The sequence below is a fragment of the Sphingorhabdus sp. genome (assembly GCF_046292425.1).
Lineage (GTDB): Bacteria > Pseudomonadota > Alphaproteobacteria > Sphingomonadales > Sphingomonadaceae > Sphingorhabdus_B.
Genome location: NZ_JBKBQV010000031.1, coordinates 1 through 15,528, shown reverse-complemented (window position 1 = coordinate 15,528; position 15,528 = coordinate 1). Strand labels below are relative to the sequence as shown.

General features: G+C 54.6%; 12 protein-coding genes and 1 pseudogene. 6 read left to right on the top strand and 7 right to left on the bottom strand.

Features of this window, described 5'->3' with window-relative positions:
- Nucleotides 1-11 precede the first annotated feature (11 nt).
- The 4 genes from dnaE to ACK4S7_RS08050 all read right to left on the bottom strand — a co-directional run bounded on the left by dnaE (nt 12) and on the right by ACK4S7_RS08050 (nt 5,970).
- Nucleotides 12-3,488 (bottom strand): DNA polymerase III subunit alpha, encoded by a 3,477-nt coding sequence (dnaE, locus tag ACK4S7_RS08065; RefSeq protein ID WP_409645759.1) that lies wholly within the window; start codon nt 3,486-3,488, stop codon nt 12-14.
- A 63-nt stretch (nt 3,489-3,551) separates the two neighbouring features.
- Nucleotides 3,552-4,040 (bottom strand): glutathione peroxidase, encoded by a 489-nt coding sequence (locus tag ACK4S7_RS08060; protein WP_409645757.1) that lies wholly within the window; start codon nt 4,038-4,040, stop codon nt 3,552-3,554.
- 15 nt (nt 4,041-4,055) lie between these two features.
- Complete coding sequence (locus ACK4S7_RS08055; protein ID WP_409645756.1) at nt 4,056-4,727, bottom strand: ABC transporter ATP-binding protein; 672 nt, start codon at nt 4,725-4,727, stop codon at nt 4,056-4,058.
- Entirely contained in the window at nt 4,720-5,970 is a 1,251-nt protein-coding gene (locus ACK4S7_RS08050) for a lipoprotein-releasing ABC transporter permease subunit (RefSeq protein WP_409645755.1), read from the bottom strand. Before ACK4S7_RS08050 ends, ACK4S7_RS08055 begins: the two co-directional genes overlap by 8 nt.
- Nucleotides 5,971-6,425: 455 nt before the next feature.
- Between ACK4S7_RS08050 and ACK4S7_RS08045 the strand changes: the two genes are divergently transcribed.
- Complete coding sequence (locus ACK4S7_RS08045) at nt 6,426-6,911, top strand: Hsp20 family protein (protein WP_409645754.1); 486 nt, start codon at nt 6,426-6,428, stop codon at nt 6,909-6,911.
- Nucleotides 6,912-7,068: 157 nt separating this feature from the next.
- On the opposite strand, the gene ACK4S7_RS08040 is transcribed toward ACK4S7_RS08045, so the two are convergent.
- The 3 genes from ACK4S7_RS08040 to tpiA form a co-directional block, all read right to left on the bottom strand.
- Nucleotides 7,069-8,703: a CTP synthase gene (locus tag ACK4S7_RS08040; RefSeq protein ID WP_409645753.1), complete on the bottom strand. Its 1,635-nt coding sequence runs from the start codon at nt 8,701-8,703 to the stop codon at nt 7,069-7,071.
- A gap of 99 nt (nt 8,704-8,802) precedes the next feature.
- Nucleotides 8,803-9,168 carry a preprotein translocase subunit SecG gene (gene secG / locus ACK4S7_RS08035; protein WP_409645751.1) on the bottom strand — a complete coding sequence of 122 codons (366 nt, stop codon included), beginning with the start codon at nt 9,166-9,168 and terminating at the stop codon, nt 8,803-8,805.
- A 77-nt stretch (nt 9,169-9,245) separates the two neighbouring features.
- Nucleotides 9,246-9,992 carry a triose-phosphate isomerase gene (gene tpiA, locus ACK4S7_RS08030; RefSeq protein ID WP_409645749.1) on the bottom strand — a complete coding sequence of 249 codons (747 nt, stop codon included), beginning with the start codon at nt 9,990-9,992 and terminating at the stop codon, nt 9,246-9,248.
- Between the two features lie 152 nt (nt 9,993-10,144).
- On the opposite strand from tpiA, the gene ACK4S7_RS08025 reads away from it, so the two are divergent.
- From ACK4S7_RS08025 to ACK4S7_RS08005, 5 genes and pseudogenes are all read left to right on the top strand, one after another.
- The gene (locus tag ACK4S7_RS08025; protein WP_409645747.1) at nt 10,145-12,085 is read left to right on the top strand and encodes a peptidyl-prolyl cis-trans isomerase; all 1,941 of its coding nucleotides are present in this window, start codon (nt 10,145-10,147) and stop codon (nt 12,083-12,085) included.
- On the top strand, nt 12,072-13,547 hold the full coding sequence (locus ACK4S7_RS08020) for an anthranilate synthase component I family protein (RefSeq protein ID WP_409645746.1): 1,476 nt from the start codon (nt 12,072-12,074) through the stop codon (nt 13,545-13,547). The genes ACK4S7_RS08025 and ACK4S7_RS08020 overlap by 14 nt, the downstream gene beginning before the upstream one ends.
- A 35-nt stretch (nt 13,548-13,582) precedes the next feature.
- Nucleotides 13,583-14,647: an alpha/beta fold hydrolase gene (locus ACK4S7_RS08015; RefSeq protein ID WP_409645745.1), complete on the top strand. Its 1,065-nt coding sequence runs from the start codon at nt 13,583-13,585 to the stop codon at nt 14,645-14,647.
- A gap of 41 nt (nt 14,648-14,688) precedes the next feature.
- A complete protein-coding gene (locus tag ACK4S7_RS08010; RefSeq protein ID WP_409645744.1) occupies nt 14,689-15,288 on the top strand; it encodes an anthranilate synthase component II in 600 nt (199 codons plus the stop codon).
- Nucleotides 15,285-15,528: pseudogene (locus tag ACK4S7_RS08005) on the top strand (anthranilate phosphoribosyltransferase); the annotation flags it as partial. The gene ACK4S7_RS08010 and the pseudogene ACK4S7_RS08005, both read left to right, overlap by 4 nt.

Below are 15,528 nucleotides of genomic sequence, written 5' to 3'. Positions count from 1 at the left end.
ATTTTCGCGGTTCAGTGCACCAATGCCAAAACTGGGCCCAATGGTGCAAGCTCTACATTTTCGACGCCGTCAATTGATCGCACCTGCTCCAGCAATGACGCATCAATCTGGTAGCGTCGCCCAAGCATTATATGGACCCAGCGGCCGTCGGCAGCGCGGGTTTTAATGACTAACTCGCTTCGACCTCCGTCCAATGTCGCGACCATATCGGCCAGCTTCGCAATCGCCGCCTCGTGGACTATATCCATCTGCATTTTCAAGCGGGAAACACTGGTCAGGCTGCTTAACGGTTTGGCGCTTTTGACTGAAAAACTGGGTGTGTCATCGCCGGGCCTCATGTCCATTTCGCAATGCAGCAGCAGACACTCGGCCTCTTTCGCCCATTCCGCAAGTTGCGTACCGACCGCTTCATCAAAACATCGCACCGAAAACTGACCACTCTTGTCCGAAAAATCCGCGACCATAAATCGCTTGCCCTTGCGGGACTCGCGCCAGCGAACGCCTTCAATTAGCGCCGACATGGTTGCGGCGCGCCGAACGCCTTCAGGAATAGAACCGCTATCAAGCCACACAGCATATGGTTTGGCGCCATGGCTGCTGGCGATTGCGTCATATTGCGAACAGGGATGAGCGGAGAAGTAGAAGCCGAACGCGTCCTTCTCTTGGTTCATCTGTTCACCGGGCACCCAATGGAGACTGCCGTCTATCCTCAGCGCAGCCATGTCTGACCCGCCCTCACCAAATAAACCACCCTGCCCGCTTTCGCGTGCATCGCGTGCGGATTGAGCGGCCGCCAACAGCGTTTCAGCAGCAGCATAAACCGCCGCACGGTTGGCTTCCAATCCATCAAAGGCACCCGCGGCGGCCAAATTCTCGAGACTTCGCCGGTTTATCTGGCTGGGATCTACCCTATCGGCAAAGTCATCAAGGCTTTTGAATGGGCCAGAGGCAGACCGCTCAGCGACAAGAATTTCCATGGCTCGCTCGCCAACATTTTTGATGCCGCCCAAGGCGTAGCGCACCGCATGCTCACCATGCTCATTTGTTTCCACCGTAAACTCTGCTTCACTACGATTGATATCGGGCGGCAGACAGGCAACCTCAAGCCTGCGCATATCGTCCATGAATATGGCGAGCTTGTCGGTCTGATGCATGTCAAAACACATTGATGCGGCGTAAAATTCTTCGGGATGGTGCGTCTTTAGCCAGGCGGTCTGATACGCAAGCACAGCATAAGCGGCGGCATGGCTCTTGTTAAAGCCATATCCCGCAAATTTGTCGATCAAGTCAAACAGCTCGTTCGCGCGATTTTGAGGGATTGCGTGCGTGGCGCAACCGCTCACAAAGCGCTCTCGCTGGGCATCCATTTCGGCCTGGATTTTCTTGCCCATTGCGCGGCGAAGCAAATCAGCTTCGCCAAGGCTGTAGCCCGCAAGAATCTGGGCCGCCTGCATGACCTGCTCTTGATAGACGAAGATACCGTAGGTCTCGTTTAGGACAGGCTCCAGCAATGGGTGTGGGTATTCAATGGTTTCTTCCCCATTTTTACGGCGACCGAACATTGGGATATTGTCCATCGGGCCGGGACGGTAAAGTGACACGAGTGCGATAATGTCACCAAAGTTGGTAGGCTTTACCGCGGCAAGTGTGCGCCGCATCCCTTCAGATTCCAGCTGGAACACGCCAACCGTATCGCCCCGCTGCAGCAATTCATACACGGCGGGATCATCATGCGGCAGTAGGTCAAGATTGATCTGAACGCCGCGCTTGGCGAGCATCTGGCTGCCCTTTTGAAGGACAGAAAGTGTTTTCAAACCCAAAAAGTCGAACTTAACCAAGCCAGCACTTTCGACATATTTCATGTCGAATTGTGTGACAGGCATGTCCGAACGCGGGTCGCGATATAAGGGAGCGAGTTCCGACAATTCGCGGTCGCCAATGACCACGCCTGCCGCGTGCGTCGAACTGTGGCGCGGCAGACCTTCAAGTTTCATCGCAAGGTCGAACAGGCGCTTTACCTGCGCGTCTCGCCGGTATTCTTCACGCAGTTCTGCCACACCGGACAGAGCACGTTTCAAATCCCATGGGTCAGCCGGCAGATTGGGTACCTGTTTGCACAAGCGATCCACCTGACCATAGCTCATCTGCAGGACCCGCCCCGTATCGCGCAGAACCGCCCGCGCCTTCAGCTTTCCAAATGTAATGATTTGCGCAACCTGACGCGTTCCGTATTTTTTCTGCACATAACGAATAACCTCGCCGCGTCGCGTTTCGCAGAAGTCGATATCAAAGTCAGGCATCGAAACACGATCTGGGTTCAAGAAGCGTTCGAACAGCAGTCCAAGTTTGATCGGGTCAAGGTCAGTAATCGTCAGCGCCCAAGCGACGAGCGAGCCTGCTCCGGAACCACGTCCCGGCCCAACGGCGATATCCTGTTCCTTTGCCCATTTGATGAAGTCGGCAACGATAAGGAAATACCCTGGAAAGCCCATGGCGCATATGACATCAGCTTCAAACTTTAGTCGATCAAAGTAGACTTGCCGTTCCGCTGGGTCCGTGATGCCTGCAATTTCAAGCCGCTTTTCGAGGCCAAGCCGCCCGTCCTCGCGCAATTGCGCATCTTCCGCTGCACGATCACCGGCAAGGCTGGGCAAAATTGGGCTTCGGTATGGCGCGAGCGCGGCACAACGTTGTGCGATGACAAGCGTATTGGCCAGCGCCTCAGGCACATCGGCAAATAGCTCACGCATTTGCTTACCCGTCTTGATCCAGGTGTCACGGCTGCTTCTGCGGCGATCCTCGCTTTCGATATAGGCACCGTCGGATATGCACAGCATGGCATCATGTGCATCGAAGAAATCGGGCTCGGCAAAAAATGCCGGATTTGTGGCTACTAATGGAATCTCGCGTCCGTAAGCAAGGTCGATCAGGGCATCTTCGGCAGCCTCTTCAATGGCGTCGTTGCGCCTGCTGAGTTCGATATACAAACGGTCGGGAAACAGCGCTTGAAGCTGAGTCAGGTAGCTGGATGCAGCGTCATGTTGACCCTGACTCAGTAATCGAGCCAACGCTCCCTCTGCGCCACCCGTAAGCGCAATCAGGCCATGGTTATGCGAACCAAGCTGCTCCAACGTTATATGCGCGTCAAGATCCTCTGGACGGTCAAGATGTGCCATCGAGACCAGACGGCACAGATTATTGTAACCGCTATCGTTCTGCGCAAATAATGGCAGCCAGTCGCGAACAAATTGGCCGTCGCGGGTTGGTCGTTTGATCCCAAGCAGGGCGCCGATAATCGGCTGCACGCCATAGGATTTTGCGCCGTCCTGGAATGGCATGACGCCATAAAGCCCGTTGCGGTCGCAAATTGCTATGGCGGGAAAGCCAAGCTTTTTTGCAGTTTCGCCTATGGCCTTGGGTTCAATTGCGCCTTCCAGAATGGTGTAAGCGGAGTACACGCGCAGCGGGACAAAGGGTACGTAAGCCATCAGCGCTACGATAGATCACGTGCCCGATTCGACAAACCCACTTCTGGGCTAAGCTGTGGACAATCAGGCCTCTTCAGCCAGGAGTTTTTCGATATCTTTCGACAGCGCCTCTGGTTTGACCTGTGGGCCGTGCCTGGCAACGACATTGCCTTTGCGGTCCACGAGGAATTTCGTGAAATTCCACTTGATACCACGCGACCCCATAAGGCCAGCCTGCTGCTGCTTCAAATAATGCCACAACGGGTCTTCATCCGCTCCGTTCACATCTATTTTCGCTGCCAGCGGGAATGAAACATCATAGGTCAGCGAACAGAAATTCTGGATTTCCTGTTCATCACCCGGTTCCTGTGCGCCGAATTGATTACAGGGGAACGCCAGAATTTCCAGCCCCTTGTCCTTATACTGCCTGTACAGAGCCTCCAGCCCCTTATACTGGGGTGTGAAGCCACATTTGGAGGCGGTGTTTACCACAAGCAGCACCTTGCCCTTGTGCGTTGCCATGGCCTCGGCTCCGCCGCCGGGCATTTTTACAGTGAAATCATATACTGACATCGTCACTCTCTCTACCTAGCCCAATCTGCCGTCATGCAACCGCACGACACGGTCCATTTTTGACGCCAGCCGTTCGTTGTGCGTGGCAACAATGGCTGACGATCCCTCTTCTCGCACCAGCGCCATAAATTCGCCCAAGACAATGTCGGCGGTATGCTCATCAAGATTGCCGGTCGGCTCGTCCGCCAACACCAGCTTTGGCCGGTTTGCCAAAGCCCGCGCCACTGCGACGCGCTGCTGCTCCCCGCCGGAAAGCTTTGACGGGCGGTGATGCAATCTCTCTGACAAACCAAGTTGGGTCAGCAGATAGGTTGCGCGCTTCACTGCAACATCTGGCGCGGCGTCGGAGATCAATTGTGGTAGAACCACGTTTTCCAAAGCGTCGAAGTCAGGCAGTAAATGATGGAATTGATAAACAAATCCAAGCTTTTGGCGGCGTATCTCCGTTTGGCGATCCACGCCTGCTTCGCTAACCTCTTCGCCATCAAGCTTTATTGAGCCGGAAAAACCGCCCTCTAAAAGCCCTATGGCCTGAAGCATCGTTGACTTACCCGATCCGGATGGGCCGACCAGCGCAACAAGCTCGCCTTTTCCGATTGCAAGGTCGACGCCGCGGAGTACTTCAATAGTGACATCGCCCTGCACAAATTTGCGGCGGACATCCACGAGTTCCAAAATATTATTCATAACGAAGTACCTGAACTGGGTCAGTACTTGCGGCCTTTAAGGCCGGGTACAGGGTTGCAAGGAAGCTGAACAACAGCGCCAGTCCGCAGATCGCAAGAACTTCAAAGGGATCAGTGCGCGATGGCAACTCAGTAAGGAACCGTATCGATGGATCCCACAAATTCTGTCCCGTGACGAACTGGATAAAGTTCACGACCGACTGCCTGAAATACAGGAATATGGCTCCCAATATCATCCCAAGCACGATTCCTGACGACCCAATCAGCAAACCGACCGTCATGAAAATCTTCAGCAACGATTTGCGCGACGCGCCCATGGTCCGCAATATCGCAATGTCACGTGTTTTTGCGCGCACCAACATGATGAGCGACGACAAGATGTTGAACACGGCCACCAGCACGATGATGGACAAGACGACAAACATTGCGACGCGTTCGACCGCCAACGCCTCAAATAGCGACGCGTTCATACTCTTCCAGTCCACGATTTGTCCCTTGTTTTCCAGCTTCGGAAGTAAAGGAGCGAGGATCTCATTTACCTTGTCGGGATTTTCGGTCTTGATTTCGATCATACCGATCTCGTCACCCATTAACATCAACAACTGGGCGCGCTCGATGGGCATGACGACAAAGGCCTTGTCATAATCATACACCCCCACCTCGAATATGGCCGCAACCTCGTACGAAATTTCGCGCGGGACGGTGCCGAAGGGGGTTGTCCGCCCAGCAGGATTTATGATCGTAACATTTTGGCCAACCTGAACACCCAAATTTTGTGCCAGCCGGGACCCGATAGCCACCCTGTCTTCGTTCGGGCTCAGTTTTCGCAGGTCTCCCGCGACTGTCTTGCCCTTCAACGTCTCGTTTTTCAGGATGTCATTAACCGACATGCCGCGAGCAAGAATAGCTTCGACCCTGCCATTGAAGGTCGTCAATAATGGTTGTTCGATCAACGCTGTAGCATCGGTGACCCCATCTGTTTGTTTTACATCACGCAGAATCTGACGCCAATCTTGCAGGCGCCCACCATAGCCCTGCACAACCGCGTGACCATTTAAGCCGACAATTTTGTCGAACAATTCGGCGCGAAACCCGTTCATGACGCTCATCACAATTATCAAAGCGGCGACGCCCAGCGCAACTGCAACCAAGCTGATGCTGGCAACAAGAAAAATGAAGCCCTCACCTTTGCCCGGAAGCAAGTATCGCCGCGCAACCATGCGTTCATATCGCGACAATATCATGTGCGTGCACCTATCAATAATTTCGGCATGACCCGTTCTTAGGTTCCACCATTGCGGCTGGCAAGTATTGTTGCAGCGGCGCAACAGCTTTTGAAAAAGCGTCCGGCGGAGTGTAGTTCCAATTGCAAAGCGCTCGGCAAAGGATGATGAAGTAATTGAATTCGTCGAGTGCCGGTATCGGCCGATGGTTCAGGGGGAAAATCAGACCCGCCGGTGGGGACCGGCAGAGGCCTGAAACTACGCGCTAGCAAAGCTGCAGAGCGAGGCCGTCCGGGTTAATCCGGGCGGCCTTGTTTTTTGTGCCGTGTCGCGTTGCATCAGTTCATTTTTTCCTTGAAATCTTTTTGGCAAAACCCATCTTTGGTTGCGGAGGCCGTTAAGGCTCCAAAACGAACATGCTGGCCGCTGCTTGGTGGGGTCAGCAAAGAACCAAATTGCTTGAAGGAGAATTTGAAATGAACCGTTTTGATTTTACACCATATCGCCGGAACACCGTCGGCTTTGACCGGCTTTTCGAGCTTCTCGAAACAACGGGCCGTTCCGCGCAGAATGAAAATTACCCACCTTTCAACATCGAGCGTACCGGCGAGAACGACTATCAGGTCACGGTCGCAGTCGCTGGGTTCAAGATGGAAGAAATCGAAATCGTTGCCCAGCAAAACCTGTTAATCGTAACTGGTAGCAAGCAGGCGGAAAGCAACGATAATCGGGACTTTTTACACATGGGGATTGCCAATCGGAACTTCGAACGGCGGTTCCAGCTTGCCGATCACATACATGTGACGGATGCCGATATGGCTGATGGGCTGCTGATCATTACCTTGGTGCGTGAAGTGCCTGAAGCGTTGAAACCGCGCAAAATCGAGATAGGCGCGAAATCGGCACCGACAGTTATCGAACATGATGAGAAGTCCAATAAAAAAGAACCACGCGCTGCTTAAGCGTTGAGGATTTGGGGGCGGGCGATCACTCACCCGCCCCTGCGTATCCGATCAGCCCGGGTCGCAATTGGGCCTTTAGGTTACGACTCTCAATTGGCTGACAATAATGCACAATTAACGACGACGCAATTATGGCCGTTTTTGACAAGTTGATAAGTTATACGAGACGGCTTTGCTTCACCGCCGCCTTGACGAAACTGGCAAACAATGGATGCGGCGCAAACGGTCGGGATTTGAGTTCCGGATGAAACTGCACCCCGATGAACCATGGATGATCGGGACGTTCGACAATTTCGGGTAGCTCACCATCTGGTGACATGCCACTAAAGACCAGCCCGCCCTGCTCAAGAGCCGTTTTGTAATGGACGTTCACTTCATAGCGGTGGCGGTGCCGCTCCGAAATTTCCTGGCAGCCATAGATCGACGCAACATGGCTGTTGCCTGTCAACACCGCATCATAAGCGCCCAGTCGCATGGTCCCGCCCATATCGCCGCCGGTTTCACGCTTTTGAATGCCTTCTTGGCTCATCCATTCTGTGATTATGCCGACGACCGGTTCAGTTGTTGCGCCAAATTCTGTGCTTGAAGCCCCGGCAACATTAGCGGTGTTTCGCGCACCCTCAATACATGCCATCTGCATACCAAGACAGATACCGAAGAACGGCACCTGACGTTCGCGCGCAAATTGCACTGCCGCAATTTTACCTTCGGAGCCACGCTCGCCAAATCCGCCAGGAACCAGGATTGCGTTCATAGGCTCAAGCGCAGTCGCAATATCATCCTCGGACTGTTCAAAAAGCTCGGCATCAATCCACTTAACATTGACCTTTACACGGTTGGCAAGGCCACCATGGGTCAACGCCTCGTTGAGTGATTTATAGGCATCCGCAAGGCCAACATATTTGCCGACAACGCCAATCGTAACCTCGCCCTCGGGGTTGGACTGGCGGTCGATGATGTCTTCCCACCGTGCAAGATCAGGCTCGCCTTCGGATTCAAGACCGAAGGCGCGTAGCACCTCGTTATCAAGTCCCTCAGCATGATATTGCAACGGAACAGCGTAGATGCTTTTGGCGTCAAGAGCGGGAATAACTGCTTCTTTGCGAACATTGCAAAATGCGGCGATCTTCGCGCGTTCGGTGTCCGGTAGCGGATGTTCGCAGCGGCACAGTAAAACGTCAGGCTGAATTCCCAGCGAAGTCAGTTCGCGAACGCTGTGCTGCGTGGGCTTGGTCTTCAATTCACCTGCAGCGGCTATGTAGGGAACCAACGTTACGTGAACAGACAAGGTCCGCTCGCGGCCAAGTTCGTTCCGCAACTGGCGGATAGCTTCGATGAATGGCAACGATTCAATATCGCCAACGGTGCCGCCGATTTCGCAAAGCACGAAATCCATATCTTGGGTTTCAGCCTTGGCAAATTCCTTGATGGCATCCGTGACGTGCGGGATAACTTGAACTGTCGCGCCAAGATAATCGCCGCGGCGTTCTTTCTGAATAATATTCTGGTATATCCGCCCGGAGGTAATGTTGTCCGACTGTCGCGCCGAAACGCCAGTGAAGCGTTCATAATGGCCAAGATCCAGATCGGTTTCTGCACCATCGTCGGTAACATAGACTTCGCCATGCTGATAAGGCGACATAGTGCCTGGATCAACATTGAGATATGGGTCGAATTTCCGGATGCGAACGCGGTATCCACGTGCCTGCAAAAGGGCAGCAAGCGATGCTGCCATAAGACCTTTGCCAAGCGAGGAGACCACGCCACCGGTGATAAAAATAAACCGTGTCATGGGAGAAAAGGCCTAAGCTACCTTTTCACCAAAACACAAGCGAACGAATCCGTCCGACACAAAATAAACTGTGCAAAACGGTTTTTTCTTCCGTCGCGATTATTTATCCAAAGGCACTTCGCTTGCGGGAGCTGGCACAGCTTGCGCAGGGACTGCAGGCGCAGTGGTTGCAGGCGCAGTTTGCGTCGCGGGAACCTCGGTGCGCTGAAGGCTGTCATCAATTGGTCCGGTGTTACCTTTTTTCGCCGCGACAAAGGCAAGCGAAATTGACAAGAGAATGAACATGGTGGCCAGAATGGTTGTCGTGCGCGTCAAAAAGTCAGCAGCGCCGCGCGCCGACATCAAGCCCGACGGGCTCCCCCCCATTCCTAATCCACCGCCTTCTGAACGCTGCATCAAAATAATTCCGACCAGTGAAGCGGCAATAATTGCTTGAACGACAATGAGAAAATGAAAAAGACCCATGTAAATATCCGAATATGAAAGGCAGCTTGCTACCGGTTATGGCGCCCACATAGCGAGCGGACGGCAATTCTTCAATGCTATTCGCTGGTAGCTTCGGCCGCAGCCAATATCGGTTCGAACTTTGCAGCGGTAAGACTAGCCCCGCCAATCAATCCACCGTCCACATTTTCCACGGCCAGTAGCTGGGCCGCGTTGTCTCCGTTCATCGATCCCCCGTATAATATGCGGATGACTCTTCCATCTTCGCCAAAGCGGTTTACAAGAGCGGTCCGGATGGCTTCATGCATTTCCGCAACATCCGCTGTCTCGGCAACGCGCCCGGTTCCAATGGCCCAAACAGGCTCATACGCCACACTAAGCCATATTCCCGCCGCACCGTCAGGAAGCGAACGTCCCAATTGCCCCAATACGACGTCCAATGCACTGCCCGCCTCACGTTCGTCGAGTGTTTCACCCACACACACAATGACTTTCAGGCCGGCGGCATGTGCTGCCGTGGCTTTGGCCCGGATGTCCTCATCTGTTTCATGTTGCGCCGCACGCCGTTCGCTATGACCCACAATCGTTAGAGTCGCGCCTGCATCCAACAACATATCTGCCGATACGCAGCCGGTATGTGCCCCCGAATTTTGCATGTGGCAGTCCTGACCGCCGATTGGAAATGCGTCCACTGCCCGGGTCGACCGGTCTATAAGCGTTGCCGGGAGGCATACCGCAGAATCGACGCTGGGATATTGCTGGGCTGAAGCCGCGATAGCCCGTATTTCATCCAGGTCACTGGATGTGCCGTTCATTTTCCAGTTTCCGACGATTAACCTGCGCATTTGAGACCTCTGCTTTTGATAGTGCGATTCTGCCAAAAGCTATCCATGCTTTCGGTCCAATGGGCAAGTCTATCCCTTGATTGCCAGCGCCTTGCCGCCTAAAGCGGCTCGCACAGGCCACGTTGCGTCGCAATTTCAGGATATCGCAGTTCATGATCAGCTCAATTCGTTCCCTCATAAACTCGAAATTCGGTGCAATTTTTGCGCTGCTGTTCATCGGCTTGATCGCCATTGCATTCGCGCTGGGCGATGTAAGTGGTTCCGGCAATTTCGGCGGCTTAAGCGGAGGAAATGTTGCGCGCGTAGGTGACCGAAATATTACGCTGGGCGAGCTTAATGACGCACTCGACAATCGCCTGAGAGCGGAACGGCAGGACAACCCTACTCTTGATATGGTCAGCTTTGTCGAGGGCGGAGGGTTGGATTCCACTTTGGATCAGTTGATCAACCGCTATGCAATTGCTGTGTTTGGCGAAGAATATGGCGTTGCGGTCAGCAAACGGCTCGTTGATTCAGAAATTCGGAAAATACCCGGTGCCATGGGGCTTGACGGGAAATTCAGCGCAGAAGCGTTTCGCGCGTTTGCGCAACAGATAGGCGTAACCGAAAAAGCCATTCGCGATGATTTGACCCAAAACTTGTTTGCGCAACAGATTCTGCCGGCAGCTGCGAGTGGTCCGCAGGCGCCGGACGGCCTCGTGCTACCCTACGCATCGTTAATGCTTGAGCAGCGGGCTGGCCAGATTGCCGCCCTCCCCGCGACCTCCTTTTTGCCGACGCGCCCACCTAGCGAGGCCGTTCTTACCAAATTCTACAACGATAATGCCGCCAAGTTTATTATTCCGGAAAAACGGGCGGTCAGCTACGCTATCTTTGGCAGCGACATTATAGCCGCTCGCGCCAAGCCAAGCGAGGCGGACATTGCGGCTTATTACAAGGCTAACGCGTCGCAATTTGCTGCATCGCAAACGCGGACTATCAGCCAGATCATTGTCCCGACAGAAGCTGCTGCAAAATCCGTGGCGCAGCAGGTGGCTGGCGGAAAAACGCTCGCGGCGGTTGCAGGTGAGTTGGGCCTCGCAGTGACAACCACCGCAAATGTGACGAAGACGGGCCTCACTAGCTCTGCAACTCAGGCCGTTGCTGACGCGGTGTTCGCAGCGGCCCAAGGCACCGTGGCCAAGCCTGCGCGCGGGAAGCTTGGCTGGACGGTGGTACGGGTCGATGCGATTAACAATGTCGCGGCAAAGTCGCTGGCGGCGGCGCGCCCGGAGATTGAAAAAGAATTGCTAAAAACACGCAGCGAAGAGATGCTGACTGAAATGACCGCCGAGATCGAAGACGCGTTTGCGGGCGGTGCGACCATCTCGGACGTGGCAAAGCAAAATGGTCTCAGTGTCAACACATCGCCAAAGTTGCTCGCCACCGGTCAAGACATCAGCAATCCTGCCTACCAACCTATCCCTGAAATGCAGGCCATTCTTCCCGCAGCATTCCAGATGGAAACAAACGGCGAAGCGCAGCTTATCGAACTGGTACCAGGGGAGAAATTTGCCATGATCGCAGTCGCCGATTTTGAGGAGGCGGCACCTCCGCCATTAAACGGCGTGCGCGCAATCGTTCAGCAACAATGGGCGCTTTCCGAGGGAGCAAAAGCCGCACGGGCGGCAGCGGACAAATTACGCAGGGCGGTGGACGGTGGCCAGCCACTTCCTGCAGCTCTGGCGTCTGCGAACATACAAGGCGCCCAGGTTGAGACATTGAAGGGGACACGCGCTGATATCTCACGTGAGGGTCAGGCTGTCCCTCCACCATTGTCACTGATGTTCGCGATGAAGAAGGGCACAGCGAAAATTATTCAAGCAGGCGGTGATCGGGGTTGGTATGTCGTGCACCTGACTGAAGTGGTTAAGGGCGACGCGTCTGGTAATCCGGCCATGCTAACCGCGCGGAAGCAGGAACTGACAGGCGTACTGCAACAGGAATATGCAGTGCAGATGATCGCATCTGCCGCCAAAAATGCTGGCGTTAAGAAGAACGAAGACGGGATTGCAGAACTGCGTGCCCGCCTAACTAGCCGTGACGGAAACTAAGCCGCAACTCATTTGGCGTAAGCGCATAGCTGATACCGAAACACCGGTGTCGGCTGCGCTGAAGCTGTTTGAGGCAGAGCGCGGGGATTTCATTTTGGAGTCCGTCGAGGGCGGCGAAACGCGCGGCCGTCACAGCCTTATTGGTATTGCACCAGACCTCGTTTTTCGCGCGGCAGGCGATCGGGCTGAAGTCAACAGCCAGTGGATGGTTGATCGGGGCGCATTTGCCCCCTCCGCTTTGCCTTCATTGGACGCCTTGCGCGCCTTGGCCGCAGAGTGCCGGATGGATGTGCCAGAAGAGCTTCCGCCTGCTCTTGCCTGTCTCGTTGGCTATTTCGGTTATGAAACCATTGGCTTGGTCGAACAACTCCCACGCGCCCCGCAATCGGCGTTGGAGCTGCCGGACATGCTGTTCGTCCGGCCAACCGTCATTTTGTTGTTTGACCGGTTGAAGGATGAGATGTTCCTAGTGTCGCCTGTCTGGACGGGCATGGAGGACGCGCAGGCCGTTGCGCTTGCGCACGAACGCCTGGATGAGGCTGAGCGATTGTTAGATGCCGGACATTCCAAAGTGACGCATTTCGTGTCACAGACAGATGGGGCAGACCTTGAACTGCAGCCAGTTCTGCCCACGGGTCGCTATGCTGAAATGGTGGCTGCGGCCAAAGAGTATATTGAAGCTGGCGACATTTTTCAGGTCGTCTTGGCGCAACGCTTTACCGCGCCGTTCGATCTTCCGCCAATCCATCTTTATCGCGCGTTGCGTCGAATAAACCCCTCGCCATTCCTCTATTTCATCGACTTGCCGGGCTTTGCTTTGATTGGCTCAAGCCCCGAAATATTAGTCCGCGCGCGTGGTGGCGAAGTGACCATTCGGCCAATTGCGGGCACACGCCCTCGCGGCAAAAGCAGTATTGAAGATGCGGAGAACAAGGCATCCTTGCTTACTGACCCCAAGGAGCGTGCGGAACATCTCATGCTATTGGATTTGGGCCGAAATGATGTTGGCCGCGTTACCAAAGGCGGCAGCGTCACGGTCACTGACAGCTATATGGTGGAGTTGTACAGTCACGTCATGCACATCGTGTCTAACGTTGTAGGCGAATTGGCCGATGACAAGGACGCTATTGACGCCTTGTTTGCTGGCTTTCCCGCGGGCACCGTTTCCGGTGCGCCGAAAGTACGCGCGTGCGAAATCATTGCTGAGCTTGAGCCGGAAACACGCGGTGCTTATGCCGGCGGCGTGGGTTACTTTTCACCGAATGGCGACATGGACAGTTGCATTGTCTTGCGCACGGCGGTGGTCAAGGATGGCATGATGCATGTACAAGCCGGCGCTGGGATCGTTGCCGACAGCGACCCTGCGTATGAACAGCGAGAATGTGAAGCCAAAGCTGGCGCACTCATTGCCGCGGCGCGTGAAGCCATTCGCGTCGTTGGTGAAGCGAAATTCGGGCAGTAGCTTGACGCACCCGTAAACGGCGCTAGCAAGTGATCATGCGTAACCTGTTGATAGCTTCACTCGTCGTTTTTTCGGCGGTTTCCTCCGCCGCGATTGCTCAAACTCCGCCATCCAAAGAGGCGGATGCGGTTTTCAAGGATTATGTTTTCTCCACGGGCGAGCGGCTGCCTGAGGTCAAAATACATTACACCACTTTGGGAACACCGAAGCGCGACGCCAGTGGCGACGTTTCAAATGCCGTGATGATCTTGCATGGAACAGGCGGAACCGGGCACCAGTTCTTCCAGCCGCAATTTGCGAGTGAACTTTTTGGCCCGGGCCAAGTGCTAGATACATCAAAATATTTCATCATCTTGCCCGATAATGTTGGGCACGGAAAATCGTCGAAGCCAAGCGACGGCCTGCGCATGGCGTTTCCGAAATATGATTATAGCGATATGATCTCGACGCAGCACAGGCTTGTTACCAAAACACTTGGCGTCAAGAAACTGAAGCTCATTCTTGGTACTTCAATGGGGTGCATGCATGCCTTTATGTGGGGCGCGACGTATCCCGAAGCTGTTGAAAAGCTTGCGCCCTTTGCCTGCCTGCCTGTCGAAATTGCCGGTCAAAATCGCATGTGGCGCAAACTGTCCATCGACGCGATCAAAGCTGACCCAATATGGAATGGAGGCAATTACACCGCGCCGCCACTATCGGGTTTGCGGACTGCGGCGACACTGAGCCTCGTTGCCGGCGCGAATCCTCTGGCCTTGCAAGCGCAATATCCCACCCGTGCTGCAGCGGAGGCATATACGGACGAAGCCTTTGCCCGCATCGTGACCCGGAACGACGCGAACGATATCATTTATCAGCTGGACTCGTCGCGTAACTACAATCCCTGGCCAACGCTTGAGGCAATCAAGGCTCCTACTCTGTGGATTAATTCTGCGGACGATTTCATCAATCCGTACAATTATGGCATCACCGAACAGGCGATGAAGCGTCTTCCCAACTCCAAGTTTATTCTCATCCCGGCCTCGCCGGAAACCAAGGGACATGGCACGCACACCTGGGCCAAATTCTGGAAGGATGAACTTGCTAAATTGTTAGCGCAATAGTGCCTCTTCCACCCGCGTGGCAAAGCCGCTAGGGACGCCGCATGATCCTGGTCATTGATAATTACGACAGCTTTACCTGGAACCTGGTCCATTACCTTATGGAGCTTGGGGCGCTGGTAGAGGTTGTGCGCAATGACGATATTTCGGCGGGGCAGGCCATTTCGTCCGGCGCGCAAGCATTCCTGATTTCTCCGGGTCCCAAAACCCCCAATGAGGCTGGCGTGAGTCTGGATCTCGTGGCAGCCTGCGCCGAAGCGGGAAAGCCGTTGCTAGGCGTTTGCCTCGGGCATCAAACCATTGGCCAGCATTTCGGCGGTACAGTTGCGCGTGGCGGGCTCATGCATGGCAAGACTTCGCCAGTCACACATGATGGCAGCGGCCTCTTCGCGGGCTTGCCCTCCCCGTTTCAGGCCACGCGTTACCATTCATTGATTGTCGAGAATGTGCCTTCGACCTTGGTGGTTAACGCGACGAGTGATGACGGCCATGTTATGGGATTCAGGCATGCCACCTTGCCAATCCATAGTGTTCAATTTCATCCCGAGAGCATCGCAACGGAACATGGGCACGCCATGCTTGCCAATTTCATGCGCATTTCCGGGATGGCCGTGACGGACATAGACCAAGGAAATGCATATTGAACCCCTTTGGCAAACTCCCCGACCCGCAACATTTGTTCAATCATGACGAGGCTGCGCAGGCTTTCGCCGACATACTCGATGCCCGTGCGTCGGAGGATGAAATTGAGGCCTTTCTGATCGCACTTAGCGCACGCGGCGAGACAATGGTCGAAATTGCGGCTGCGGCGCAGGCATTGCGTGATCGCCTGATACCTATAGACGCCCCTGAAGGCGCCATTGACGTTTGCGGCACTGGCGGAG

Bases quoted from the DNA above. Each gene is read 5' to 3' on its own strand.
- dnaE (WP_409645759.1), bottom strand. From the start codon at position 3,488: ATGGCTTACGTACCCTTTGTCCCGCTGCGCGTGTACTCCGCTTACACC.
- ACK4S7_RS08060 (WP_409645757.1), bottom strand. From the start codon at position 4,040: ATGTCAGTATATGATTTCACTGTAAAAATGCCCGGCGGCGGAGCCGAG.
- ACK4S7_RS08055 (WP_409645756.1), bottom strand. From the start codon at position 4,727: ATGAATAATATTTTGGAACTCGTGGATGTCCGCCGCAAATTTGTGCAG.
- ACK4S7_RS08050 (WP_409645755.1), bottom strand. From the start codon at position 5,970: ATGATATTGTCGCGATATGAACGCATGGTTGCGCGGCGATACTTGCTT.
- ACK4S7_RS08045 (WP_409645754.1), top strand. From the start codon at position 6,426: ATGAACCGTTTTGATTTTACACCATATCGCCGGAACACCGTCGGCTTT.
- ACK4S7_RS08040 (WP_409645753.1), bottom strand. From the start codon at position 8,703: ATGACACGGTTTATTTTTATCACCGGTGGCGTGGTCTCCTCGCTTGGC.
- secG (WP_409645751.1), bottom strand. From the start codon at position 9,168: ATGGGTCTTTTTCATTTTCTCATTGTCGTTCAAGCAATTATTGCCGCT.
- tpiA (WP_409645749.1), bottom strand. From the start codon at position 9,992: ATGCGCAGGTTAATCGTCGGAAACTGGAAAATGAACGGCACATCCAGT.
- ACK4S7_RS08025 (WP_409645747.1), top strand. From the start codon at position 10,145: ATGATCAGCTCAATTCGTTCCCTCATAAACTCGAAATTCGGTGCAATT.
- ACK4S7_RS08015 (WP_409645745.1), top strand. From the start codon at position 13,583: ATGCGTAACCTGTTGATAGCTTCACTCGTCGTTTTTTCGGCGGTTTCC.
- ACK4S7_RS08010 (WP_409645744.1), top strand. From the start codon at position 14,689: ATGATCCTGGTCATTGATAATTACGACAGCTTTACCTGGAACCTGGTC.